Here is a 25,160-nt window from a genome sequence, read left to right on the forward strand (position 1 = left end):
GGGCGGTGCGGGCGTGGGCGTACTCGTGCAGGCACAGGGAGACGATCCAGGCGCCGGTCACGAACATGAACACGGCGCCGGGCCCCGGGCCGGGCGGTTTGTGCCATGGGCGCCGGACGGGGCGGCTCGCTCCAGGGGTGCCGGGCCGGCCGGGTCGCCCGAGGGGTCTCGGGCCGGGTGGCCCGCACCACGGGGTGTACGGGCCGCCCGCGGGCCCGCGCCCGCCGCACGCGGAACAGGCCTCGCCGCACAGGGGACTGCCCCCGCCGTGCGCGGAACAGCGCCCGTCGCCCACCACCCGAGACACCCCCCACGCTGGTTCGCCTCCTCGGCCCCCGGCCGGTTAGGTTGCCCTCATGACCGACACGACTGCTCCTCGTACCACCGGCGCCATCGCCGCAGGCCTCGCCACCGTCGCCGCCGACGGCACCGTTCTCGACACCTGGTTCCCGGCCCCCGAGCTCTCCGCCGAACCCGGCCCGGCCGGTACCGAGCGGCTGTCCGCCGAGCGGGCCGTGGAACTGCTCGGCGAGGGCGCCGCCAAGGCGGTCGGCCCGGACGCCCGCCGCGGTGTCGAGGTGGTCGCCGTCCGCACGGTCATCGCCTCCCTCGACGACAAGCCGCTCGACACGCACGACGCCTACCTGCGGCTGCACCTGCTCTCCCACCGCCTGGTCAAGCCGCACGGCCAGAGCCTGGACGGCATCTTCGGCCTGCTGCCCAACGTCGCCTGGACCTCGCTCGGCCCGGTCGCCGTCGACGACATCGAGAAGGTGCGCCTCAACGCCCGCGCCGAGGGCCTGCACCTCGCCGTGACCAGCGTCGACAAGTTCCCGCGCATGACGGACTACGTGGCCCCGAAGGGCGTCCGGATCGCCGACGCCGACCGGGTCCGGCTCGGCGCGCACCTCGCCGAGGGCACCACCGTCATGCACGAGGGCTTCGTGAACTTCAACGCGGGCACCCTCGGCACCTCCATGGTCGAGGGCCGCATCTCCGCCGGTGTCGTGGTCGGCGACGGTTCGGACATCGGCGGCGGCGCCTCCACCATGGGCACGCTCTCCGGCGGCGGCAACGTCCGCATCACCATCGGCGAGCGCTGCCTGGTCGGCGCCGAGGCGGGCGTCGGCATCGCGCTCGGCGACGAGTGCGTCGTCGAGGCCGGCCTCTACGTCACCGCGGGCACCCGCGTCACCATGCCCGACGGCCAGATCGTCAAGGCCCGCGAGCTGAACGGCGCCTCGAACATCCTCTTCCGCCGCAACTCCGTCACCGGCACGGTCGAGGCCCGCCCGAACAACGCGGTCTGGGGCGGCCTCAACGAGGTCCTGCACAGCCACAACTGACGTACCCCGCGAGCACGACCCGCGCGGCAGTCGCCGTAGAAGACCGGGATCTTCTACGGCGACTTTTTTCGTGCCGGTGGCATAGCGGCCCGGTGCCGCGCGCGTCCCAAGGGGCAGAGGGGCGGGGCGCCGGCGCCGCCGGGGAAGAGAAGGTGACGATGAATGCCGAAGGGCTCGAGAGTTTCCGGGAGTTCGTGGACAGCAGGTCCTCCGCGCTGTTGAGGACGGCCGTGCTGCTGTGCGGCGGAGACCGGCACGCCGGTGAGGACCTGCTCCAGAACGCCCTGGTCAGGGCGGCCGGACGGTGGCAGCGGATCGACGAGCCCGAGGCGTATGTACGGCGGATCCTGTACCGCCAGCAGGTCAGCCGCTGGCGCCTGAAGTGGCCCCGGCGGGAGGTGAGCGTCGCCGAACCGCCGGACCCCGCCGAGACGGGCGCGCCCCCCGCCGACACGGCGGCCGCCGCCGACCTGCGCCTGGTGATGCGCCAGGCCCTGTCCCGGCTCACCGCCCGCCAGCGCACCGTCCTGGTGCTGCGCTACTTCGAGGACCTGCCCGAGGCGGACGTGGCCCGCATCCTGGGCTGCTCCGTCGGCACCGTACGGTCCACCACCCACCGCTCGCTGGCCCGGCTGCGTTCGCTCGCGCCCGAACTGGCCGCCCTCGGCGAGGCCGAGGCCGAGCGCCTTCCGTCCCGTGACTACTCGCCCGTGGAGGTGCGGCCGTGAACGTCGACGAACTCGTGCGCGACGCCCTGCGCGAGCAGGCCACCGAACAGGCCCCGGCGGCAGGGGGGTTCGCCGACCGTGTGCTGGCCGTCCGCCGACGCCGCCGCAACCACAGGATCGTGGCCGCCGCCGTGACCGCCGTCGTCGCGGTCGCCGTCGGAGTGGCGGTGCCGCTGCTGGACTCCGGCAAGCAGGACGTCCGTCCCTCGGGCGGTGTCGTGGTGGAGCAGAAGGGGACCAAGGCACACCCCGACCAGTCGCCGCCGCGCGACCTCATCTCGGCCGGCGGCACCACGCTGGCCGGGTACTACCTCCCGGAGACCGTCAAGACGTCCGACGACACCGCCGTCTACCAGCGCACCTATTGGCTGCTGGACCGACAGAGCGGCAAGTACGAGAAGGACGAGCGCTGGTCCTGGGTCGCCGTCGCGCCCGGCGCGAAGACCGCGGCCGTCCTCGAACGGGACCTGCCCGCCTCGCGGATCGGCCTGCTCGACCTCACCACCGGCAAGGTCGCGCGCTGGATCGACGTCGACCACCGGGTCGCCGGGCTCGCCTTCTCCCGCGACGGCCGCAAGCTGGTCGCGACGACGTACGGCAAGAACCCCGACGGGCGGGTCAAGGAGGCGGGCTCCGAGGACTGGGGCCAGGAGTGGACGTCCAGCCGTACCGGCTTCTACGTCCTCGACGTGGCCTCGGGGAACGGCGGCTGGACCGAGGTCAGGTCCAAGAGCGACTCCGGCGGCCTGGGGGGCGGCGGCGTCTTCATGGGCAGCCGCCAGGACTTCAACGTCACCGACGACGGCCGGCACGTCTGGGAGGGCAGCCCCTTCGAACCCGGCAACGTGTTCTACGACCTCACGGGCAAGAAGGTCTCCCCGGCGCCCGGCGACAAGTACCTGTCCTCGTACGTCGACGCGGGCAAGTCACCGAACGGCAAGCTCGTCGCCGGGGACTTCGCGGGCCGGAAGTGGCACACCTCCTCCTACGTCGTCGACGCCATGACCGGCGCGAAGACCGAGGTGCGCGGGCAGCAGCTGCTTGCCTGGGTCGGTGACAGGCAGCTGATCGCCTGGGACATCGCCGGAGCCAAGGACAGCGAGTTCCACCAGCGGCTCGTGCTGATCACGATCGGCAGTGAGAAGCAGGTACCGCTCAGCGGCTTCCGCGAGGGCGACGACGGCGACCCCGGACGCTGGGAACCGCTCTTCGCACAGCCCTGACGGGCGGCGGCCGGCGCCGATCGGACGGTGGCGAGCCCGGATCGGACGGCGGTGAGCCCGGATCGGACGGCGGTGAGCTCTGATCGGACGGCGGTGAGCTCTGATCGGACCGCGGCGAGCTCTGATCGGACCGCGGCGAGTCCCGATCGGACCGCGGCGGGCCCTGATCAGGCGTCGGCCATCAGCCGTTCGTACTCCGCCAGCAGCCCGTCGGCCGTCTCCCGGCCGGCGGGCCGCAGCGGGGCGCGGACCGGGCCCGCGGGCAGACCGAGGGCGTTGAGCAGGGCCTTGGCGGTGACCGTGCCGGGGAGCCCGCTCGCCATCGTCAACTCGACGAGCCGCGTGGCCCGTTGCTGGAGGCGGGCGGCCGCAGGGGGGTCGCCCGCCTCGAACACGTCCAGTACGGCCCGCAGTTGGGCCGGGATCAGGTTGGCGACCGTGCTGACGTAGCCCGTGCCGCCCACCGCGTACAGGGCGAGGTTGTGCTCGTCGCAGCCCGCGTAGTACGCCAACTCCGTGCGGGCCAGCACCTTCTGGGCGCCGAGGAAGTCGTACGAGCAGTCCTTGACCGCCACGATCCGGGGGTGCTCGGCGAGCCGGATCACCGTCTCCGGCTCGATGCGGGTGCCGGTGCGGCCCGGGATGTCGTACAGCATGACGGGCAGTCCGGAGGCGTCCGCGATCTCCCGGAAGTGCGCCTCCACGGCGTCCTGCGGTGGCCTGCTGTAGTACGGGGTCACCACCAACACCCCGTCCGCGCCCGCCTTTTCCGCCGCCAGGGCCAGCTCGACGGTGTGCCGGGTGTCGGAGGTGCCCACGCCCGTCACGACCGACGCCCGCTCGCCCACCGCCTCCCGGACCGCCGTGACCAGCGCGGACTTCTCCGCGTCCGAGGTGGTCGGCGACTCGCCCGTGGTACCGGACAGGACCAGGCCGTCGCAGCCCTCGGAGACCAGCCGGTCGGCGAGCCGCTGCGCGCCGTCGAGATCGAGCGCGCCCTCCTTGGTGAAGGGGGTGATCATCGCGCAGAGGGTCCGGCCGAAGGGGGTCGCTGTAGTCATGCCCTGTAGTGTCGGCGCACAGATGATGAAGCTCCACTTAATTCTTCTACGGGGTATTCGTAAGGGATGCTTCATGGAGGTGTCGTAGGCCCTATGGGCAGGACGGCCCCCATGGGTCACCATGGCGAGAACGGACCCTGTGTGTGGGAGGCGTCATGAAACTCGGCAAGGCACTGGCCACCGGAGTCGCGGAAGAACAGGCACCCGTCGAGGAGCCCGTACTCGAACTGCCCGAGGAGACCGTGGACGTGCCGGTCCCCGAAGAGGTCCCGGCGGCCCGATGAGGCTGCGGCTTCCGGAGGAACGCCCGACGGAGCCGCCGACCGGATACAAGATCGCCCACCCGGTGCTGTCCCAGGACGGCACCCGGGCCGGGTTCACCGGTGTGTCGCTCGGCGGCGCGCTGCCGTACGGAGTCCTGGCCGACGCGTCCTGCGTCTACGGCCTGCGCCACGCGGCACCGCACCGCCGCTGCGACTGCGGCTTCCACTGCGTGCACGACCGGGCGACCGCGGAGGCGCTGCTGTGCACCGCCGAGCACCGCACGGCCGTCCTCCTCGACGTCCTAGTCCTCGGCCGCTACCTCCGCTTCGAACTCGGCTTCCGCTACGCCCGTCAGCGGGTGCGCACGGCCACCGTCGGACCCTGCGCCTGCGGCACGGTCGCGGCGGCCCTCGCCGACGCCGGCTGGGGCAGACCCGGGTGGCGGGGCCTGGAGCCCTCCTGCGCGGGCTGCCTGCGGGGGCGTACGGCGGTCTCGCTCGCCGGGTTCGCGCGGCTGGCGGGGGAGGGGCTGCGGGTGGTGGCCGGCACCGGCGCCGCTTCCGCTCCCGATCTGCCCGAGGGGCTCGGCGTCCCCGAACTCGTCGCGGAGGCTGCCCTGTTGCAGGCCCGCCTGGATTGGTTCCAGAGCCAGCTGGCGCGGCTGGGGAAGCGGGGGGCGGGCGACGGGGGGTGAGTCGCCGAGAGGGCGCGGGGCTGTCTCGGTGCCGCCGGGGCGGGGTCGCGGTGCGCGGGGCGGGCTGTCGGTGTGCCGGGTGGGGTCGCTGCCGTCGCGGCGTGAGGGGTGGGCTGTCGCTGTGTCGCGTGGCTGCTGCCGTCCCGTGCAGTCCCGTCCCGTGCCGTCCTGCCCCGTGCCGTGCCGTGCCGTCCTGTCCTGCCCCGTGCCGTGCCGTCCTGTCCCGTCCCGTGCCGTGCCGTGCCGTGCCGTCCTGTCCCGTGCAGTGCCGTGCCGTCCCGTCCCGTGACGTGCGGGGTGGTTGACGCGCCGTGTGCGCACGGTCGACGGGCGTTTCGGCGGCGGTCGCCGTCGCGCGGGGCCGGGTGACCGTGCCCTGAGTCGTGGCCGGTCGGCGCGTGAACCCGGTGCCTCCCGCGGAGCGCTTGGCGGGGGCCCGGCCGGGTACCCGGGTGGTCCGACCGAGAGGAGGCGGAGCACCGTGACCGGAACCACGGCCCCCAGGCCGTCGCACGACGAACAGCACTCGGTGGGCGAACTCGTCGGACAGGCCACCGAGCAACTCTCCCGGCTGGTACGGCAGGAAGTCGCCCTCGCCAAAGAGGAGTTGGCCGCCAAGGGTCGGCGGGCCGGGCGCGGCGGCGGACTGCTCGGCGCCGCCGGGGCGTTCGCCTACGCCGGGCTGCTGGCCCTCGCCGGAACGGCCACCGCCGCCCTCTCACTGGTGCTGTCGGTCTGGGCCGCGGCGCTGATCGTGACGGCCGTGCTGTTCGTGATCGCCGGCGTGCTCGCCGCGACGGGCCGCGCCCAGTTGCGCCGCGCCGCACCCCCCACGCCCGAGGAGGCCCTCGGCAGCGTCAAGGCCGATGTCGAGGAGATCAGGGGAAGGGCACACCGATGACGAACGAGCCGGACAACGCTGTGCAGGGGCAGGGCGTCAAGGGACCCGAGGAGCTGCGGCGGCAGATCGAGCTGACCCGCGGCGAACTCGGCGACACCGTGGAGGAGTTGGCAGGGAAGATGGACGTGAAGGGCCGCGCGCGGGCAAGGGCGGCGGATCTCAGGGACAAGGCGGGCGCGATGACCGTGCAGCTGCGCAGCACCGCCGCGCAGGCCGGCCACACCGTGCACGACCGGGCGACACAGGCGGGTCACACCGTGCACGACCGGGCGACCCGGGCCGGCCACAAGGTCCATGACCGGACGGTACGGCTGGGCCACGCCGGCCAGGACAAGGCGGCACGCACAGGACACACGCTGGAGCGAAAGGCCGAGCGGGGCGTGCCCTGGCCGGCCCGGCCCGTGGTGACGGCGGCGGTCCGGCACCCGAGGCCGGTGCTGATCGTCGGCGCGGCGGTGATCGCGGTCGCGGTGGTGTCCTGGCGGTACCCGAAGAAGTAGGGGTTCACGCGGGTGAAGTAGGGGTTCATGCGGGTGAGGGGCGTGGGTGATGACACCCGCGCCCCTCACCCACGATCAGTGCTGTGGTTGTCCTCCCCGCTTCGCCCGCAGCTTCGGCGGCCACTTCCTGGTGTCCCGCGGCTCCACATACGGCTCCTCCGCCGGCTCCGCCTCGCCGGAGGCGATCGCCCGCTCCCGGGCCAGTTCCGCGTCGAACTCCAGGCCCAGCAGGATCGCCAGGTTGGTCAGCCACAGCCAGACCAGGAAGACGATCGCCCCCGCGAGCGTGCCGTACGTCTTGTTGTACGAGCCGAAGTTCGCGGCGTACAGGGCGAACCCGGCCGACGCGGCGAGCCAGACCAGCGTGGCGAGCACACTGCCCGGGGAGACCCAACGGAAGCCCCGGCCACGGACGTTGGGCGCCGCCCAGTACAGCAGGGCGATCATCAGCACGACCAGCACCAGCAGCACCGGCCACTTCGCCACGCCCCACACCGCGATCGCCGCGTCCCCGAACCCCAGCGCGCCTCCGGCCCGTTCGGCGAGCGGTCCGGTGAAGACCACGATCAGCGCGCTCGCCGCCAGCATCAGCATCAGCGTCACGGTCAACGCCAGCCGCAGCGGCGTCAGTTTCCACACCGGGCGCCCCTCGGGCAGGTCGTACACCGCGTTGGACGTACGGATGAACGCGCCCACGTACCCGGACGCCGACCACAGCGCGGCCAGCAGCCCGACCACGGCCAGCACGCTCCCCGTGCCGCCGCTGTCGCCGAGCTGCACCACCGCGTCCCGCAGGATGTCCCGGGCCGGTCCGGGGGCCAGGTCGCCGATGTTGTCGAGGATCTTGTTCGTGGCCCGCTGGCCGACCACGCCCAACAGGGACACCAGCAACAGCAGGGCGGGGAACAGCGACAGGACGCCGTAGTACGTCAACGCGGCCGCGCGGTCGGCGAGTTCGTCGTCCAGCAGCTCCTTCGCCGTGCGCTTCAGCACCGCCCGCCAGGACCGCGCGGTCAGCTTGGACGGGCTCTTCGGCTGGTCGTCCGCGTGTTCGTCCATGCCCTCGCGGGTCTCCCGAAACGGCCCCCCGAACCGCCCGCTTGACCTGAATCTTGCTTGAGGTTGAAAGGTGGGGGGCATGACACGTCGTACCGAAATCCATCCCGATCTCACCCGCGCCGACGCCGGAGCGCCCCTCTTCAGCACCTGGCGGGTCGGCACCCCCGAACGGCAGCGGCGGACCGTCGAGGCGATCGCCCGCACCTGGGAACGGCGCCCCTGGCCGGCCGGCGACCTGCTCGCGTACCACGTCTACGCCGGCCAGGACGGCTCCACACTGCTGCACCACTCGCAGTGGACGAGCGAGCGGGCGTACGAGGCCTTCGTGAAGACGCACCGGCAGGAGCGCGTCGACGAGATCGACACCGCCGTGCCGGACATCGAGCGGGTGGGACTCGGCCGCTACCGGCGCCACCGCAGCCGCGAGCGGGCTGCCGGGGACGCCCGCGTGCCCGGCCTGCTCGCGGTCGTGCGCATCGACTTCGAGCCGGGCGCCGAGGATCCCCGGCCCGGCTGGATCGACACCGTGCTGCGCGCCCTCGCCGACGATCCCGGGGGCCACGCGGGGCTGATCTCCGCCCACTTCCATCTGAGCGGCGACGGCACGCACGCCCTCAACTACGCCGAGTGGGAGAGCTCCGAGGCCTATGACAGGGCCATCGCGGCGCCGGGGGAGGGGATCGGGTCGCCGACGGAGCTGTGGCAGCGGGTGCGGACGTATCCCGGATTCAAGGGGTCCACGATCAGCCGTTATCGGCACGCGCTCGGCCTGATCCCCTAGCCTCCTCCCTCAGTCTCCGAAAATTCTGCTCGTCTGGACAAAAAAAGTTTTCGGTGAGACGGTGGGGTCATGTTGGACGTGACCGTGATCGAGGACCCAGAGGCGGCGGCCGTCTCCCTGGACCCCATAAGGGCGCGCCTGCTCGCCGAGCTGGCGGCCGGGCCCGCGTCGGCCGCCATGCTGGCCGGTCAGGTCGGGCTGCCCCGGCAGAAGGTGAACTACCACCTGAAGGCACTGGAGCGGCACGGCCTGGTCGAGCTGGCCGGTGAGCGCCGCAAGGGCAATGTCACCGAGCGGCTGATGCGGGCGACCGCCGCGTCGTACGTGATCTCACCGCTCGCCCTCGCTGCCGTGCAGCCCGACCCCGACCGCTTCCGCGACCAGCTCTCCGCGCGCTGGCTGCTGGCACTCGGGGCCCGACTGGTGCGGGACGTCGGTCAGTTGATCACCGGTGCGGCCAAGGCCCGTCAGCGACTGGCCACTTACGCGCTGGACGGCGAGGTGCGCTTCGCTTCCGCCGCCGAACGGGCCGCGTTCATCGAGGAGTTGACGGCGGGGATCAGCGGGCTCATTCGCAAGTACGACACTCCCGGCGCCGAGGGCGGCAGGGACCACCGGATCGTTGTGGCCGTCCACCCCACGCTCAAGAAGACCGAGTTGGAGTAGAACATGTCCAAAGAGTTCGAGATCGCCCGCGAGTTCGAGGTCGACGCCACCCCGGAGCAGGTGTGGGCGGCGGTCACCACCGGGACCGACGGCTATCTGTGGCCGATGGAGCCGCCGGAGCCCCGGGTCGGCGGCAAGGGGCCCTTCGGGTCGGAGGTCACCGCCTGGGACCCGCCGCACCGGTACACCAACCTGGTCGAGAACGTCGAGGGGATCGCGGAGCAGAGCCGCAACCAGCTCGACTACACCATCGAGCCGCGCGACGAGGGCCGTAGGGCCTGGGTGCGGTACGTGCACAGCGGGATCTTCGTCGACGACTGGGACAACCAGTACGACGGCGCCGCCCGGCACACCGACTTCTATCTGCACACCCTGCGTGAGTACCTGGCCCACTTCGCGCCGCGTCCGGCCGCCTTCGCGACCTTCGACGGACCCGAGGCGGCCAAGGCGCCGGACGCCCTGGCCGTCGTAGGAGAGGCGCTCGGTGTCGGTGCGGACGTGGCCGCGGGTACGCGGTTGACCGTCCATGGGCCCGATGAGTTCGAGGCCGTGGTCGACTTCCGCAACGCCTACTTCATCGGTCTGTGCACCGACCGGGGCCTGACCCGGATCTTCGGGCGCAACCACTGGGGTCACCCGGTCGGTATCTCCCTGCACGACTTCGCCCCCGACTCCGACATCAAGGAGTGCGAGAGCGAGTGGCAGGGCTGGCTGAGCGGTGTGTTCAACCAGCCCCTCTAGCCACGGGCGTTACGGCTTGAAGCGCAGCACCTGCGGGTCGTGGTCGCTGATCTGGTCGTGGAACTCCGAGTTGATGTGCACGGAGTCGTAGTCGACGTCGCAGCCGCGGCGGATCGACGGGCTGATCAGGATCTGGTCCAGGACCTGCGCGTTGCCCTGGTAGTCGTAGGTGTAACGCTCGCTCTTCGGCAGCGACTTGATCGCCGACCAGAGCTCGCCGTCACCCTCCAGGATCTTGGCGGTGTCGGAGAACTCGAAGTCGTTGATGTCGCCGAGCGCGATGACGTCCGCGTTCTTCTGGACGTCGAGGATGCTCTTGACGAAGGCGTTGACGAGCGTCGCCTGCTGGTGGCGCTGGACCTCCGAGCTGCGCGGCACCGGCTGGGTCGCCGAGGTCAGCCCGTAGTCGCCGCCCTTGGAGTTGAAGTGGTTGGCGATCACGAAGACCGTGCGGCCACGGAAGACGAACTCGCCGGCCAGCGGCTTGCGGCTGCTGGTCCAGGCCGTGTTCGTCGGGTCGATACGGCCCGGGGAGGCCGTCAGCTCGGCCTTGCCGCGCACCTTGGTGACACCGACCGCGGTCGTGGCGTCGCCGCCCGCGCGGTCCGTGAAGGAGACCCGCTCCGGGTTGAAGAGGAAGACCTGGCGGATGTTGCCGCCCGGCTCGCCGCCGTCGGTGTCGTTCGTCGGGTCGATGGAGCGCCACTCGTACCGGGGGCCGCCCGCCGCGACGATCGCGTCGATCAGCTTGTTCACCGTCACGTCGGCGGCGGTCGTACCGTCGTCCGTCGCGCCGTTGTTGTCCTGGATCTCCTCCAGGGACACGATGTCGGGCGACTTCAGGTTGTTCACGATCGCGGAGGCGTGCTCCTCGAAGGTGGCGTCGGACGGGTCGAGGTTCTCGACGTTGTACGTCGCGACCGCGAGCTCGCCGTTCTTCTGCTTGCGGGTGGTCTCGCGGGTGAGGCCCGCGCTTTTCAGCGTGCCGATCTCGTTGGCGACCAGCGTGTAGCCGCCGAACTGGTTGTAGTCCAGCGGGCCCGCGGTGGTGCCGGTGAGGACGTCACCGACGTTCGCCACCGGGAAGGCGGCGGTCGAGCCCAGCGACTGGATCTGGAGCCGGCCGGTGTTCTGGGAGTCGTAGGAGCCGTAGAGCGTGCCGCCGCGCTGGGTGGCGTTCTCGCGCGGCTTCACCGTCACCCACAGCTCGGTGTACGGGTCGGTCGCGCCGGTCACGCGGGCGTCGGCGACCTGGACGTTCATGCCCTCAAGGGACTCGTAGTAGTCCAGGGCGTACTTCTTCGGCTCCAGGGTGAGGCCGTTGACCGAGTTGTTCGCGGCGGGGTCGCCGGCCGGGGCGTAGGCGGCGGGCACCGACTTCGCGTCGATCACCGTCGCGGCCGGGACCGCGTTGCCGCTGGAGAGGACCGTGACCGTCGGCTTGGTGATCTCGGTGATCGACTGGTTGCCGGTCGAGGTGCCGCCCGGGACGAACTCCGAGACCGTGCCGCTGACCGTGACGGAGTCACCGACGGCGACCTTCGGCGTCGAGCTGGTGAAGACGAAGACGCCCTCGCTCGTCGCCGGGTTGTCGTCCGGGTTCGGATCCTGGATCCAGAAGCCTCTGGAGGAGCCGTAGGTGCGTACGCCGGTGACGATTCCGGCCACGTCCGCAACCTTCTGGCCGGCGTACGGCGATATCCGGGTCGTGCCCTGGATGTCGTGGATGCGCACCGAGTCCGCGTGCGCGGGCGAGGTGAGGGCGATCGTGGAGGCCGCGGAGACGGCGGCGACGGTGAGCGCGCCGAGACGCGCGGACTTCTTGCTCGGCAACGGATCCCTCCGGGGACGTGGGTGAATGCCGGGACGGCGGGGGTGGCGGTGCGGGCGGGCGGTGGTGCGGGTGGTGGTGCGGGTGGTGCCGGTGATGCGGGTGGTGCGGCGCGTGGTGACGCGCGTAGAAAATACGGTGAACAGATGTGCATCCGATTTCTACGCGCGTCAATCTCGTGCCTGGTCACGCCACTTGTCAAGGTTTCAGCCATGTACGGACCCCGTCCGGGAGATGAACCGGGCGGCATGGGTCGATATCCGTCTACGCTGAGCGGCTGAGTGCACCACCCTTCCTAGGAGAACCAGCCGATGTCAGACAGCTCCCCCCTGCCGCCGGTGCGGCTGCACCCCGAAGCGGAGCTGGCGCGGGCCGCGCTGTCCACGCCGCTGCTCACCCGGGCGGCGCTCCTCGCCCGCTGGGCCGGCGAGGAGACCCGGGTCGACGCCGGGGGCGGGCTCGTCGAGGAGCAGCTGCCCGCGGCGGCCGCGGTGCTCGGGCTGACCGGGGAGGACGCGGACGCCTTCGCGAGCGAGGCCTGGCGGGTCGCCGTCGACACCGGGCTCGTGGAGATCGTCGACGAGGAGGCGGGAACCGTCGCCGCGGGCGCCGACCTGGCGCTGCTCGCCGGGTCCCCGCAGGACGTGCTCGGGGTGTGGCTGAGCGCGCTGGAGACGGTGCTGGCGGACGCGAGCGTGCCCGACCTGGACGACCTGGTCGACGCGATGGAGGACGGCGGCGAGATCGACCTCTCCTCCCTGGACTGGGACCCGGAGGCCGAGCAGGAGTTCCTCGACGGCGTCCTCGGCAACCTCTACCTCCTCACGGTCAGCGAGGACGGCCCCGGCGACGGGACGGTGCCGCTGCCCGCGCTCGCCGCGTCCATGATCGTGCCGAGCGACATGGGGGAGCCGACCAACGATGTCCTGGAACAGGTGTCCGACGCGATGATGCGGCTGGACGACCAGTTCCGGATCCTGGAGCCGGTCGGGCTCGTGGATTACCAGCCGGTCGACGAGGCGCTCATGGCGGACACCGACGAGGAGCCCTCGGCGCCGGTCGACGAGACGGACGTCTCGCGCTACGGCATGGTCCGGCTGACCCCGCTCGGGCTGTTCGGGCTGCGCTCCCGGCTGCTGGAGGCGGGCATCGCCGCGCCGGCCGTCGGGGACCTCGCCGACAAGGGGGCGGACGCGCTGCTCGACGGGACCTCTGTGTTTCCGCCGGCCGCTGCTCAGGCCGAGACCGAGCAGTGGCTGGACCGGCGTGAACCCCTCGCCGCGGCACGGGAGTTGCTGGCGGCGGCGCGCGGGAGCGACGAGGGGGCGCCGTTGCGCCGGCTGCGCTGCCAGCAGGCGCTGTCACTGGTCGGTACGGTCGCCGAGCCGGCGCTGCGGGAAGTCCTGGACGACGCCGAGCTGGGCGGGCTCGCCCGGGTCTGGCTGGTCGAGCGGGGATTCGGAGAAGTGCCCGCGCCTTCGGAGGACATGGTCTTCTGGCTGACGGTGGACACACTGGCCGCGCAACTGGCGGCGGAGGGGAACTCCGAGGAACTGCAGGGGCTGGTGGAGGGCCTGGCCCAGCAGCACAGCGGGTTCTTCGCGGCGGCCTGGAAGGTCGACCATCCGGCCACCGCGGATGTGCTGGAGGCGATGGGGCGGCTGCATCCGGACAAGAGGGTGGCGAAGGAGGCACGGAAGGCTGCGTTCAAGGCGCGGTCACAGCAGGGGGGTTGAGGCCGGTTCGCTGGGTGCGGGTGTGTGAGGGCTGGTCGCGCAGTTCTCCGCGCCCCTGGATAAGTTTCCGCATCCTTTGTTGATTCATGGAACCAGGTCCACTGAATCTCCCCGCCGTTCAACTGGTGTTCAGACATGGGCGGGACGGTTGCGCCGAACCGAGGTCCGCCACCCTCCACGGCGTTTGCCCATCGTCTCAGGAGACACCATGTCGCTCACCCGCAGGGACTTCGCCAGTAGAACCGCGCTCACCGGGGCCGGGGTCGCGCTGGCGGGCACTGTCGGTGCCCTCGCCACCGCGCCGAACGCCCTCGCGGCCACCGACGTCGAGAGCACGGACGCCAAGACCGCAGGCGCCCACGGCGGTGTCGGCTACGGACCGCTGATCCCCGACCCCGACGGCCTGCTCGCGCTGCCCGCCGGGTTCACGTACAAGGTCATCACCTACAGCGGCAAGACCAGGCTGGAGTCCGGGGAGTTCACTCCCTCCAACCACGACGGCACGTCCACCTTCGACGGCCCGCGCGGTACGACCCTGCTCGTCAACAACCACGAGCTGGCCGGTCCGCGCGCCAACTGGCCGCACCCCGTGCCGCTCACCGAGGGCCTCGTCTACGACCCCGCCGCGGCCGGTGGCTGCACGGTCGTCGAGGTGCGCCCCGGCGGCAAGGTCGCCGAGTGGGTCGGCATCGCCGGCACCGCCACCAACTGCGCGGGCGGCAACACCCCTTGGGGCACCTGGCTCACCTGCGAGGAGACCGAGGACAAGGCCGGCACCAACGGCTTCACCAAGGACCACGGCTACGTCTTCGAGGTCGACCCCTCCGACCGCCGCGCCAACAGGAACCCGCACCCCATCAAGGCGCTGGGCCGCTACGCCCACGAGGCCGTCGTCGTCGACCCCAAGCGCGGCCACCTCTACCTCACCGAGGACGCCTCCAACCCCAACGGCCTGCTGTACCGCTGGACCCCGCCCGAGGGCTTCTGCCACGGCCACGGCAGGCTGCGCACCCTCGCCGAGAACGCGGGCGTCCTCCAGGCCTTCAAGTGCTTCGACTCCGGCGGCCAGTTCGTCGACGACCTCTCCCGCGCCACGAAGATCGGCACGGTGTACGGCGTGGACTGGGTCGACGTCCCCGACCGCGACGCCAAGTCGACCTCCGTGCGCAAGCAGTTCGCCGCAGGGCAGGTCACCCGCGCCCGCAAGCTGGAGGGCATGTGGTGGGGTGACGGCGGCACGTACATCGTCTCCTCCTACGCCCGCTCCGAGAGCCCCGTCCAGCACGACGGCGCGGTCTGGTTCTACGACCCCAAGCGGCGCACCCTGACCCTCAAGGTCCTCATCGGCGTCAACCCCGACCCGTCCGTCGAGGGCAACTTCGACGGCCCCGACAACATCACCGTCTCCCCCTACGGCGGTCTCGTCATCGCCGAGGACGGCGAGGGCCTCCAGCACCTCTTCGGCGCGACCGAGAGCGGCCGCACCTACCCGATCGCCCGCAACGAACTCAACAACGGCACCGAAGAGGACCCGGAGTACAGCGAGTTCACCGGCGTCACCTTCTCGCCCGACGGAAAGACGCTCTACGCCAACATCCAGACCCCCGGAATCATGCTGGCCATCACGGGGCCCTGGAAGCGGCAGAAGCGCGGCTAGTTAATTCGGTCGCCACCCCCGAGTTGCGCCTCCTACAGTGAGATCACGACAACGCACCTCCCGGTGCGAAGACGGCGGCTACTTCTCTCTAAAAGAACCCGACGCCGCCGTCGAATTGATCTCGGGAGGCGCAGCTCATGGTGGGCGCCCGGTGCGCAGGCAGCGGTTACTTCATGGGATCCGGCGGTTGCGGGTTCGAGTCCCGTCATCGACTTCGGGTCGGTGTAGCTCAATTGGGCAGAGCACCGGAATAAGTCCGCCGCCGACTCCTGATCTCGGGCACCCACCTATGCCGCGCTTCCCTCCGGAACTCCATTGAATTCGGGGGGAATTCACCATGGCTCGATTCAACAGCCGTGCCGCCAAGGCGCAGCCCACCTCGCGCATCACGTCGACGGGCCGGGTGCTGCGTACCTTCGAAGGCGGCCGGGGTCGGGAACGCGACGCCCGCTCCGAGCTTTTTCTGCTGTCGGTCGCCAACTTCATCTCCCAGCAGACCTTCTACGAGTCCGGCGCCGACCGCGACGACCGGTTCGCGCGGCTCGTGGCCGAACTCGCCGTCACCGACTCCACCTGGACCGCGGGCCTGCTCGGCTGGCTGCGCGGCGAGGGCAACCTCCGTACCGCCTCGATCGTAGGCGCCGCCGAGTACGTCAAGGCGCGCCTCGACGCGGGCGTCACCGACGGCCCCTCGAACCGCCAGGTCGTGACCTCCGTACTCCAACGGCCCGACGAGCCCGGCGAGTTCCTCGGCTACTGGACGGCGACGTACGGCCGCAATGTGCCCCAGCCCGTCAAGCGCGGCATCGCCGACGCCGTACGGCGTCTCTACAGCGGCAAGGCGCTGCTGAAGTACGACACCGCGTCCAAGGGCTACCGCTTCGGCGACATCCTCAACCTCGTGCACGCGACCCCGGACCCGGATAAGCCGTGGCAGGGCGAGCTGTTCCGGTACGCGCTCGACCGGCGCCACCACCCGGACACCGCCGTACCGCCGGAGTCGAGCCAAGTGCTCGCCGCGCACCGTGAGTTGATGGCGTTGCCCGTCGAACAGCGGCGCGCTGTGGTCACGTCCGAGGGCGGTGCCGAGCGGCTGGCCGCGGCCGGGATGACGTGGGAGGCGCTCGCGGGCTGGCTCCAGGGTCCGATGGACAGGGCGGCCTGGGAGGCGGTCATTCCGTCGATGGGTCCGATGGCGCTCGTCCGCAACCTGCGCAACTTCGACGAGGCCGGCGTCTCCGACGAGGTCGCGGAGCAGGTGGCCGCCCGGATCAGCGACCCGGCGGAGGTCGTACGGTCGCGGCAGTTCCCCTTCCGGTATCTCGCCGCGTACCAGCACGCGCCCTCGCTGCGCTGGTCCCACCCGCTGGAGCGGGCGCTCGGCCACTCGCTGGCCAACGTGCCCGCGCTGCCGGGCCGGACGCTGGTCCTCGTCGACCGCTCGGGCTCGATGTGGGCGCGGCTGTCCGACCGTTCCCAGCTCAACCGGGCGGACGCGGCGGCGGTCTTCGGCACGGCGCTCGCGCTGCGGGCGGAGCACGCCGACCTCGTCGAGTTCGGCACCACGAGCCGGCGGCTGACGTTCGGCCGGGGCGAGTCGGTGCTGAGGATCCTCGGCCGCTTCGGCGACCTGGGCGGCACCGACACCACCTCGGCGATCCGCTCGCACTACCGGGGCCAGGACCGGGTGCTGATCGTCACCGACGAGCAGTACGCGTACAACCGCCACGGCGCCCCGACCGAGCAGGTCCCGGCGCACGTGCCGGTCTACACCTGGAACCTCGCCGGCTACCGGGCGGGCCACGGCCCCTCCGGCACCGGCAACCGGCACACCTTCGGCGGCCTCACGGACTCGGCCTTCCGGATGGTGCCGCTGCTGGAGGCCGGCCGGAACGCCGACTGGCCCTGGGCGGTCTGACCTGCGCCTTTCGCGCGCCGGTCCTTGAACGTGGCCCGCACCGTCACGGGGGGTGCGGGCCACACCCTTGCCTCCGCCTTAGGTTGACATCTAACATTTCAGTTCATGGAGACCCTACGGCCCGTCCCGCGCACCCTGCTGCGGGACCGTGCCTACCAAGCGATCCGGGACGCCATCGTCGCCGGGGAGATCGAGCCCGGGGCGGTGGTGCGGGACGCCGAGTTCGCGGAGCGGCTCGGGCTGTCCCGGGCGCCCGTGCGGGAGGCGTTCTCGCGGCTCGTCGACGAAGGGCTCCTGGAGAGCAAGCCGCAGAGCTACACGCGGGTGACCCCGGTGGTGGCCGCCGACGTACGGGACGCGGCGGCCGTGGTCGGCGCCATGCACGAACTGGTCACCCGCGTCGCCGTCCCCCGACTGCGGGCCGCCGACCTGGAGGTGATGCGGGCCGCCAACGACCGGTTCGCCGCCGCCGTCGCACGCGGCGACGTGGACGCGGCCCTGCGCGCCGACGACGAACTGCACGACGTGCTGGTCCGGGTCGGCGGCAACCGCGCGGCCGCCGCCACCGTCGCCCGCTACACCCCCCTCATCCGCCGCCTGGAGCGCCGCCGCTTCGGCGAGGGCGGCTCCTGCCGCTCGGCCGGACTGCACGAGCGCCTGATCGAGGCCTGCGCCGAGGGCGACGTGCACCGCGCGGTCGCGGTCACGGCCGACATCTGGCACAGCCTCTCCGACCTGGCCGACGACACCACCGACTGACCGCTCCTCCCGGAGGCACCCCATGTCCCTTTCCTCGTACGACCGTTACCCCCTCCTCTTCGGCCCGTCCCCGGTGCACAGGCTGGAGCGCCTCACCGCACACCTCGGCGGCGCCGCCCTGTGGGCCAAGCGCGAGGACTGCAACTCCGGTGTCGCGTACGGCGGCAACAAGACCCGCAAGCTGGAGTACCTGGTCGCCGACGCGCTCGCCAAGGGCTGCGACACCCTCGTCTCCATCGGCGGCGTCCAGTCCAACCACACCCGGCAGGTCGCCGCCGTGGCCGCCCGCGCCGGGCTCAAGTGCGTGCTGGTGCAGGAGAGTTGGGTGGACTGGCCGGACGCCGTCTACGACAAGGTCGGCAACATCCTGATCAGCCGGCTCGCCGGGGCCGACGTACGGCTGGTGAAGGCCGGGTTCGGGATCGGGTTCAAGGAGAGCTGGGAGCAGGCACTCAGGGATGTCGAGGAGCGCGGCGGCACGCCGTACGCCATCCCCGCCGGCGCCTCCGACCACCCGCTCGGCGGTCTCGGCTTCGCGGGCTGGGCCTACGAAGTCGCCGAGCAGGAGCGCGACTTGGGCGTCTTCTTCGACACGGTCGTGGTCTGCTCGGTGACCGGCTCCACCCAGGCCGGCATGGTCGCGGGCTTCCGCGCGCTGGAGGAGTCGGGTGGCCGTCCGCGTCGCGTGCTCGGCATCGACGCCTCCGCCAAGCCCGTCGCCACCCGGGAGCAGATCGCGCGGATCGCCCACAACACCGGGCAACTCATCGGCGTACGGCAGGAGTTGGCGGAAGCGGACGTGGAGCTGGACGAGCGGTACCACGCCGGGATCTACGGCATCCCCGACGAGACCACCCTGGACGCGATGCGCCTCGCCGCCCGCACCGAGGGCATGGTCACCGACCCCGTCTACGAGGGCAAGTCGATGGCGGGCATGATCGACCTGGTCCGCCGCGGGGAGATCGCGGCCGACTCCACCGTCCTCTACGCCCACCTCGGCGGCCAGCCCGCGCTCAACGGGTACAGCGCGCTGTTCTAGGGTCTGTCCGCCGGAGACGGCCGGTCGGTCAGCGGGTGCGTTTCCACAGACGGACCGTCTGGTCGGCGCTGCCGCTGGCCAGGAGGTCTCCGTCCGGGTTGAACGCCACGGTGAAGACGGCGCCGCGATGACCGGTGAGGGGGCGCCCGAGGGGAGCCGGGCCGGCGGAGTCGGTCACGCGCCACAGGCGGACCGTGGTGTCGCTGCTGCCGCTGGCCAGGACTTTTCCGTCGGGGCTGAAGGCGACGGAGTTGACGGCGTCCCCGTGCCCGGTGGCGCGGCCGAGGAACACCGGGTTCGCGGGGTCGGTGACCTTCCACAGACGGATCGTGCGGTCCTCGCTGCCGCTGGCCAGCAGGTGTCCGTCCGGGCTGAACGCCACGCTGTAGACGCGGCCCGTGTGGCCGGGCAGGGCCGGGCCGACGGGAGCCGGAGGGTCGGCCACGTTCCACAACCGGACGGCGTGGTCGGAGCCGCCGCTGCCCATGACGTCCTCGTCGTGGCTGAACGCCACCGACAGGACGGCATCGGTGTGCCCGTAGACGGGTCCGCCGAGGAGTTCGGGGTGCGCGGGGTCGGTGATCCGCCACAGGCGGATCGTGCGGTCGCCGCTGCCGCCTGCCAGTAGTTCCCCGCTGGGGCTGAAGGCCACCGAGAAGGCGGCGTCCGTATGGCCGGTGACCGGGCTGCTGAGGAGCACCGGCCGGGCAGGGTCGGCCACGTTCAGTAGGCGGATCTTCTGATCGGCGCTCGCGTCGGCCAGGAGGTTCCCGTCGGGGGCGAAGGCCACCGAGTAGACCGTGTCGGTGGGGCCGGTGAGGGGGGAGCCGATCGGCTTGGGGTGCGACGGATCGGCCAGGTCCCAGAACCTGACGGTCTGGTCGGCGCTGCCACTGGCCAGTACACGCCCGCCCGGCCGGAAGGCCACCGAGTAGACACGGTCGGTGTGACCCATCAGCGGGTCTCCCAGCGGGGCCATCACCGCCGGCGCCGCCGTGTTCGACGCTTCGCCGGAAGCGCCGGGTGCCGAAGCCTTGCCGGAAGCGCCGGAAGCGCCGGAAGCGCCGGGCGCCGAAGCCGCCGCCGGGTCGGCGGAACGGCCGGGGAACGTCAGGATGGTGTCGGCGACGGCCAGGCCGAGGACACCGATGGCGTTCAGCAGCATGCGCCGGTCCGGCAGGGTCCACCGTTCGGCGACGGCCCGCGCCGGCAGGTCGGCGGCCTCGGTCTCGGCCGGTACCCGTTCGTGGGTCTCCGTCCGTGCCAGTTCGTGGAGCGTGGCGACGGCGGCCGCGGCCGCGTTCCTGGCGGCCCGGGGCTGCGAACCCTCCGCGTCCCGCCTGCTCTTGTCCGAGTCGGCCTTGTCGCTGATGCCCCGGACGACCAGTGTGTCCAAGGTGCCGATGAGGTGGGCGGCCTGGACGGCGCCGGCGCCTTCCATCTCGATGGCGGCGGCGTCGTTGTAGTGCTCGTGGATGTGGCGGGTGATCTCGGACCCGGTGTCGGCGACGACGACGTCCCCGACGGCGATCGCCCCGAAGTGGGCCCGGTACCCGGTGGTGCCGCGCAGGGCGTGGCGGGCGGCCTGTTCGAGGCGGTGGGAGGCGTGCCAGGCCTCGGGGCGTACGAGGAAGCCCTCGGGGGTGTGCTTGCCCCCGTGAATGCCGTACACCTTGGTCGCCACCACGACGTCACCGATGTCGATGTCGTTCTTGAGGCCGCCGGCGACACCCACGACGAGGAGGAACCGCGGAGCGAGCCAGGAGTTGACGCGTTCGGTGATGGTGGCCGCGGTGAGGGTGCCCACACCGATCTCGGCGAGGGCGACATACCAGGGGGTTCCGGGGAGTCGGCCTCGTTCGACGAGGGTGCCGGAGACGTGCTTGAGCGTCTTGGTGTCGGTCAGGTGGGCCCGTACTGCGGCGTACTCCACGGGCAGGGCGGTGAGGATGACTACGGTGGGGGTGTCTGCCACGTGACCAGCCTCGACCGTTCTTCTCTCGCGTGGGTGCGGAATTCACGGTAAAGCACCCCACGGTGGAATGTGCGGTTCCGTGGCGAATACGGGGACTTGCCGGGGCCGGCGAACTCGTGGCCGTAGGACGGGAGTTCGCTCATCCGGCGGCCGGTGCTGCCCACCGGTCCTCGGCACCGGGGAGCCGGAAGCCGTTGAAGAGGTCGTCCATGCCTCGGAGGGCCAGGCGGGTGGGGGTGGCGCGGACCGCGAGGTTGCGGGCCGTCGTCGCGAGGGGGTTGCGGAGGGCTCCCAGACGGCCGACCCTGCGGGCGCGGACACGGACGGCGTTCGTACGGTCGCGGCGGGCGGCGGTGTACGCGGCCAGGGCGGCCGGGACGGAGTCTGCGCCGTTTCCGTCAGCTCCGTGGGGGAGCAGGTGCGCGAGGATCACCGCGTCCTCGATGGCCTGGCAGCCGCCCTGGCCGAGGTTGGGGGCCATGGCGTGGGCCGCGTCGCCGAGCCAGGCGATCCGGCCGTGGTGGAGGCGGGGGAGCGGGGCGGCCAGGTCGTAGAGGTCGTTCTGGAGGACGGCGGCTTCGTCGAGGTGTTGGACGCGGTCCAGCAGGGCCGGGATCGGGTCGTGCCAGGTGCCGAAGCGGCGGCGGAGTTCGGCGCGGGGGTCGGCCGAGCGGGTGCCGGCGGGGAGGACGGCGGTGGCGTAGAGATACAGCCGGCCGTCGGCCAGCGGGGTCACGCCGAACCGCCCGCCTCTTCCCCAGGTCTCGCTCATGGACGGTATCCGCAGGTCAGGGGCGTCCACGATCGCACGCCAGGCCGTCTCGCCGATGTAGTGCAGTCCGGGGTGGTCGGGGAAGTACGCGCGGCGCAGCGGGCTGCGGATGCCGTCGGCGGCGACTACCAGGTCGGCGGAGAGGTCCGCTCCGGACGCGGTGCGGACGGTCGGGCGGACCGAGGCGTCGTCGCGGCCGGTCGCTTCAAACCCGGTCGCTGCGGGGCCGGTTGCTTTGAGCCCGGTCAATTCGAGCCCGGCTGCTGCGCGCCCTGTCACTTCGACGCCGGTCACTTCGGTGCCGTAGAGGAGCGCCTCCGGCGGCAGGTACGCGGCCAGGGCTGCGGTGAAGGTCGGGCGGGGGACCGCGATCGGCGGAATGCCGTAGCGGGCCGCCATGTCCGCGGTCTCGGCCCGGGCGAGCCACCGGCCGTCGGAGCGGCGCACGCCCATCGTCACGGGGACCGCGCTGCCGGCGGCCCGGGCCGCGTCGACCCCGATGGCGTCCAGGGCGCGCAGGGCGTTGGGGGCGAGGCCGATGCCGGCGCCGGTCGTGGGGGGTTCGGGGGCGCGTTCGCAGACGGTGACCCGCCAGCCTCGGCGGTGCAGCGCCACGGCGGCCGTGAGTCCGCCGATCCCCGCCCCGACCACCACCGCATGACGCTTCGGCATGGCACCCCCGCTTCCGTTCGGTCCGAGCGCGATCAGTCCGGCGCGGCCTGCACGTTACACACCGGGATCACGGCGGTCGCCCCCGCGGCCGGACACACCGGGATCACGGCGGTCGCACCCGCACCCGGGCATGTTCACGGGACGGCTGGATAAGGTGCACTGCATGTGGGCCGACGAACAGCACCGGCAGCCGGGTTCCGCCGCGTCCGACGCACCGCGTCGTCGGGCCACGATCCACGACGTCGCGAAGCTGGCCGGGGTGTCCCGGCAGACCGTCTCGCGGGCCGTCAACGACAAGGGCGAGATCGATCCGGCCACCAAGGAACGGGTGCTGGAGGCGGCCCGGATGCTGGACTACCGGCCCAGCCGGTTCGCGCGCGGGCTGGTGCGCAAGGGTACGGTGACCGCGGGACTGGTCATCCCGGACCTGCGCAACCCGTTCTTCCCCGAGGTCGCGGCGGGGGTGCTGGAGGCCGCCGAGGAGCGGGGCTGGCAGGTCGTGGTGTGCGACACGCGTACCGACGGCGTCAAGGAGCGCGAGGCGCTCGGGGTGCTGTCGCACCAAGTGGACGCGGTGGTGGGCTACTTCAAGAACGACGACGAGGTCCTGGCCCGGCACCTCGGCGGTATGCCGCTCGTCCTGCTGGAACGCGGCCCGCAGCAGACCCGGTTCGCGGCCGTGGGCATCGACGCCGCCGCGGGTCTCGAACAGGGCGTCGCCCATCTCGTGCGGGCGGGTCACCGCCGTATCGGCATGCTGGACGGCGACCGGCTCGAAGTGCCCGGGCCCCGGCGTGAGGCGTTCCTCGCCGAGACGCGGAGGCACGGGCTGCCGGTCGACGACAGCTGGATCGTGCGGTCCTCCGGCCACAGTGTCGAGGGCGGCGAGGCGGCCATGGAGCGGCTCCTCGACGCCCGGCCCGAGATGACCGCGGTGTTCGGCTTCAACGATCTGATCGCCGTCGGCGCGATGCGGGCCGCCCGGCGCCGGGGCCGCCGGGTCCCCGAGGACCTCGCCGTGCTCGGCTTCGACGGCCTCTCCCTGGGCGCCCTCGTGGAGCCCGCCCTCACCACCCTCCACCTCGACAAACGCCGGCTGGGACGGCTCGCCGTCGAACAGGTGGCGAGGCTGCGCGCGGGCGAGGAGCCCCTGACCGGTGTGGACGCGTGGGTAGCGCCCGAGCTGGTGGTACGGGCCTCGGCCTGAGCGTCGTGGTCCCCGAGAGCGACCCCGCAGCACCCAAGACCGGCTTCGAGCTGCGCCGAGACCAGCCCCGCGGCATCCGAGACCGGCCCCGAGCTACGCCGAGACCGGCTTCGAGCTACGCCGAGACCAGCCCCGCAGCACCCGACACCACCAGCTCGCGATGCCCGACACCCCCAACCCCGCCCCATCTGAGCCCACGTCAGCAGATAGCACCCGCATACGCCTTGACTCTTGTTTTCGGCCACCTCAATACTCGTCGGCAACGTTCACGTGAACGTTCACGGGCATCACGACATCGTTGTCTGATCCGGAAGGCGAGTGCGCTCCATGCCAGACCGAACGCTGTCCCGCAGGCGTCTGCTAAGCGCCTCACTCGGCGGTGCGGGCGCCGCTCTGCTGGGTGTGTCGGGGTGCGGGAGTTCCCACGGCTCGATCTCCGCGGGCACCGACCACCTGACGATCTGGTACTGGAACGGCTCGCTGAGCAACAAGCTCCTCGCCACCTCCGCACGCGGTGTCCCCGGCGTGGCCGGACTGAAGGTCAAGGGCGCCCCGATCGCCGGCGACTACCGCGGCAAGCTGCGCACCGTGATGGCGGCCCGCGCCTACGTCCCCGACCTGGCCTGCGTCAACACCCCGATCGGGGACTACTTCCCGGACGAGAACGAGTTCCTGGACCTCAGGGACCTCGGCGCGGACGCCGTCGAGGACGAGTACCTCGGCTGGAAGTGGAAGAGCTGTGTCAGCCCCACCGGCCGGATGATCGGCTTCCCGCTGGACGCCGGCCCCACCGCGCTCTACTACCGCCGCGACCTCTTCGAGAAGGCCGGACTGCCCACCGAGCCGGCGGAGGTCGGCGAGGCCACCTCGACCTGGGAGAAGTACCTCCAGGTCGGCAAGACCCTCAAGGCGAAGGCGCCGACGCATCCGTACCTCGTCTCACAGATCGCCTTCGTGTTCCGGATGGCGCTGTACCAGAGCCCGAAGCAGTTCGTCGACGCCGACAACCGCTTCATCGGCGACCAGCAACACGTGAAGCGCGCCTGGGACTTGGCGATCGAGACCTACCGGCAGGGACTCAGCGCACGGGTCCTGGACGGCACGCCCGACTTCAACTCGGCGATGGGCGGCGGCCGTATCGGCACCATCATCAACGCGGTCTGGTACATCAACGGCCTCAAGGACACCGCGCCCAAGACCTCGGGCCAGTGGCGGCTGACGGGGATGCCCGACGGCCCCACGAACTACGGCGGTTCGTACGTCGGCATCACCCGCTACTGCCGGGACCCGGAAGGGGCGTTCGCCTTCCTGAAGTGGATGTTCAGCCCGGAGAACCAGCTGAAGAGCTACCAGGAGATGGCGCTGTTCCCCACCACCCCGGCCACCTACGCCCAGCCGGCGATGCGCAGGCCGGACCCGTTCTTCGGCGGCCAGGCCCCCGTGGACGTCTTCGGACCGGCCGCCGAGAAGGCCCCGGTCCTCTTCATGAGCGCCTACGAGAACACCGCGTCCACCCCCGTCTACCAGGAGCTGACGAACGTGGAGACGCTCGGCAAGAACCCCGACCGGGCCTGGCGGGACGCCATGAACGCCGCCGAACGGGCGCTCGCCCAGCGGGGGGTGAGCTGAC

At 71.8% G+C, this 25,160-nt stretch carries 22 protein-coding genes; 17 read left to right on the forward strand and 5 right to left on the reverse strand.

The window, feature by feature from the left end; all coding sequences use genetic code 11:
• The first annotated feature begins 356 nt into the window (after positions 1 to 356).
• From dapD to ABZ896_RS08815, 3 genes are all read left to right on the forward strand, one after another.
• Positions 357 to 1,346 (forward strand): 2,3,4,5-tetrahydropyridine-2,6-dicarboxylate N-succinyltransferase, encoded by a 990-nt coding sequence (gene dapD, locus ABZ896_RS08805; protein ID WP_360924127.1) that lies wholly within the window; start codon positions 357 to 359, stop codon positions 1,344 to 1,346.
• A 158-nt stretch (positions 1,347 to 1,504) separates the two neighbouring features.
• On the forward strand, positions 1,505 to 2,074 hold the full coding sequence (locus ABZ896_RS08810) for a SigE family RNA polymerase sigma factor (RefSeq protein WP_360924130.1): 570 nt from the start codon (positions 1,505 to 1,507) through the stop codon (positions 2,072 to 2,074).
• Complete coding sequence (locus ABZ896_RS08815) at positions 2,071 to 3,297, forward strand: WD40 repeat domain-containing protein (protein WP_360924133.1); 1,227 nt, start codon at positions 2,071 to 2,073, stop codon at positions 3,295 to 3,297. Before ABZ896_RS08810 ends, ABZ896_RS08815 begins: the two co-directional genes overlap by 4 nt.
• 167 nt (positions 3,298 to 3,464) lie before the next feature.
• Here the strand turns inward: ABZ896_RS08815 and dapA are convergent, their stop codons facing one another.
• Complete coding sequence (gene dapA / locus ABZ896_RS08820; protein ID WP_360924136.1) at positions 3,465 to 4,358, reverse strand: 4-hydroxy-tetrahydrodipicolinate synthase; 894 nt, start codon at positions 4,356 to 4,358, stop codon at positions 3,465 to 3,467.
• 155 nt (positions 4,359 to 4,513) lie between these two features.
• Here dapA and ABZ896_RS08825 point away from each other — a divergent pair, with 155 nt between their 5' ends.
• The 4 genes from ABZ896_RS08825 to ABZ896_RS08840 all read left to right on the forward strand — a co-directional run bounded on the left by ABZ896_RS08825 (position 4,514) and on the right by ABZ896_RS08840 (position 6,717).
• Positions 4,514 to 4,642 (forward strand): hypothetical protein, encoded by a 129-nt coding sequence (locus ABZ896_RS08825; RefSeq protein WP_360924139.1) that lies wholly within the window; start codon positions 4,514 to 4,516, stop codon positions 4,640 to 4,642.
• Positions 4,639 to 5,316: a hypothetical protein gene (locus tag ABZ896_RS08830; RefSeq protein WP_360924142.1), complete on the forward strand. Its 678-nt coding sequence runs from the start codon at positions 4,639 to 4,641 to the stop codon at positions 5,314 to 5,316. The genes ABZ896_RS08825 and ABZ896_RS08830 overlap by 4 nt, the downstream gene beginning before the upstream one ends.
• Positions 5,317 to 5,797: 481 nt before the next feature.
• Positions 5,798 to 6,217, forward strand: a complete 420-nt coding sequence (locus ABZ896_RS08835) for a phage holin family protein (RefSeq protein WP_360924145.1) — start codon at positions 5,798 to 5,800, stop codon at positions 6,215 to 6,217.
• Entirely contained in the window at positions 6,214 to 6,717 is a 504-nt protein-coding gene (locus tag ABZ896_RS08840; RefSeq protein WP_360924148.1) for a DUF3618 domain-containing protein, read from the forward strand. Before ABZ896_RS08835 ends, ABZ896_RS08840 begins: the two co-directional genes overlap by 4 nt.
• A gap of 75 nt (positions 6,718 to 6,792) precedes the next feature.
• On the opposite strand, the gene ABZ896_RS08845 is transcribed toward ABZ896_RS08840, so the two are convergent.
• Positions 6,793 to 7,776: a YihY/virulence factor BrkB family protein gene (locus ABZ896_RS08845; RefSeq protein WP_360924151.1), complete on the reverse strand. Its 984-nt coding sequence runs from the start codon at positions 7,774 to 7,776 to the stop codon at positions 6,793 to 6,795.
• 79 nt (positions 7,777 to 7,855) lie between these two features.
• Between ABZ896_RS08845 and ABZ896_RS08850 the strand changes: the two genes are divergently transcribed.
• The 3 genes from ABZ896_RS08850 to ABZ896_RS08860 all read left to right on the forward strand — a co-directional run bounded on the left by ABZ896_RS08850 (position 7,856) and on the right by ABZ896_RS08860 (position 9,964).
• Positions 7,856 to 8,557 carry an antibiotic biosynthesis monooxygenase gene (locus ABZ896_RS08850; protein WP_360924154.1) on the forward strand — a complete coding sequence of 234 codons (702 nt, stop codon included), beginning with the start codon at positions 7,856 to 7,858 and terminating at the stop codon, positions 8,555 to 8,557.
• A 69-nt stretch (positions 8,558 to 8,626) separates the two neighbouring features.
• Positions 8,627 to 9,223 (forward strand): helix-turn-helix domain-containing protein, encoded by a 597-nt coding sequence (locus ABZ896_RS08855; RefSeq protein WP_360924157.1) that lies wholly within the window; start codon positions 8,627 to 8,629, stop codon positions 9,221 to 9,223.
• Between the two features lie 3 nt (positions 9,224 to 9,226).
• On the forward strand, positions 9,227 to 9,964 hold the full coding sequence (locus tag ABZ896_RS08860; RefSeq protein WP_360924160.1) for an SRPBCC domain-containing protein: 738 nt from the start codon (positions 9,227 to 9,229) through the stop codon (positions 9,962 to 9,964).
• A gap of 9 nt (positions 9,965 to 9,973) precedes the next feature.
• Here the strand turns inward: ABZ896_RS08860 and ABZ896_RS08865 are convergent, their stop codons facing one another.
• Entirely contained in the window at positions 9,974 to 11,797 is a 1,824-nt protein-coding gene (locus tag ABZ896_RS08865; RefSeq protein WP_360924163.1) for an endonuclease/exonuclease/phosphatase family protein, read from the reverse strand.
• A gap of 309 nt (positions 11,798 to 12,106) precedes the next feature.
• Between ABZ896_RS08865 and ABZ896_RS08870 the strand changes: the two genes are divergently transcribed.
• From ABZ896_RS08870 to ABZ896_RS08890, 5 genes are all read left to right on the forward strand, one after another.
• Positions 12,107 to 13,531: a hypothetical protein gene (locus ABZ896_RS08870; protein WP_360924166.1), complete on the forward strand. Its 1,425-nt coding sequence runs from the start codon at positions 12,107 to 12,109 to the stop codon at positions 13,529 to 13,531.
• A 208-nt stretch (positions 13,532 to 13,739) separates the two neighbouring features.
• Positions 13,740 to 15,188, forward strand: a complete 1,449-nt coding sequence (locus tag ABZ896_RS08875) for an alkaline phosphatase PhoX (protein WP_360924169.1) — start codon at positions 13,740 to 13,742, stop codon at positions 15,186 to 15,188.
• A gap of 337 nt (positions 15,189 to 15,525) precedes the next feature.
• Positions 15,526 to 17,106, forward strand: a complete 1,581-nt coding sequence (locus ABZ896_RS08880) for a TROVE domain-containing protein (RefSeq protein ID WP_360924172.1) — start codon at positions 15,526 to 15,528, stop codon at positions 17,104 to 17,106.
• A gap of 105 nt (positions 17,107 to 17,211) precedes the next feature.
• Entirely contained in the window at positions 17,212 to 17,865 is a 654-nt protein-coding gene (locus ABZ896_RS08885) for a GntR family transcriptional regulator (protein WP_360924175.1), read from the forward strand.
• Between the two features lie 22 nt (positions 17,866 to 17,887).
• Positions 17,888 to 18,904, forward strand: coding sequence for a 1-aminocyclopropane-1-carboxylate deaminase (locus ABZ896_RS08890; RefSeq protein WP_360924178.1), 1,017 nt, complete (start codon positions 17,888 to 17,890; stop codon positions 18,902 to 18,904).
• A gap of 28 nt (positions 18,905 to 18,932) precedes the next feature.
• Here the strand turns inward: ABZ896_RS08890 and ABZ896_RS08895 are convergent, their stop codons facing one another.
• The gene (locus ABZ896_RS08895) at positions 18,933 to 20,879 is read right to left on the reverse strand and encodes a hypothetical protein (protein WP_360924181.1); all 1,947 of its coding nucleotides are present in this window, start codon (positions 20,877 to 20,879) and stop codon (positions 18,933 to 18,935) included.
• Between the two features lie 139 nt (positions 20,880 to 21,018).
• Positions 21,019 to 22,323, reverse strand: a complete 1,305-nt coding sequence (locus ABZ896_RS08900; protein ID WP_360924184.1) for an FAD-dependent oxidoreductase — start codon at positions 22,321 to 22,323, stop codon at positions 21,019 to 21,021.
• A 163-nt stretch (positions 22,324 to 22,486) separates the two neighbouring features.
• Between ABZ896_RS08900 and ABZ896_RS08905 the strand changes: the two genes are divergently transcribed.
• Together ABZ896_RS08905 and ABZ896_RS08910 are read left to right on the forward strand one after the other, a co-directional pair.
• Positions 22,487 to 23,530, forward strand: coding sequence for a LacI family DNA-binding transcriptional regulator (locus ABZ896_RS08905; protein ID WP_360924187.1), 1,044 nt, complete (start codon positions 22,487 to 22,489; stop codon positions 23,528 to 23,530).
• A gap of 327 nt (positions 23,531 to 23,857) precedes the next feature.
• Positions 23,858 to 25,159 carry an extracellular solute-binding protein gene (locus ABZ896_RS08910; protein ID WP_360924190.1) on the forward strand — a complete coding sequence of 434 codons (1,302 nt, stop codon included), beginning with the start codon at positions 23,858 to 23,860 and terminating at the stop codon, positions 25,157 to 25,159.
• Position 25,160: the final 1 nt, after the last annotated feature.

The sequence above is a fragment of the Streptomyces sp. NPDC047072 genome (genome assembly GCF_040643855.1).
Taxonomy (GTDB): domain Bacteria; phylum Actinomycetota; class Actinomycetes; order Streptomycetales; family Streptomycetaceae; genus Streptomyces.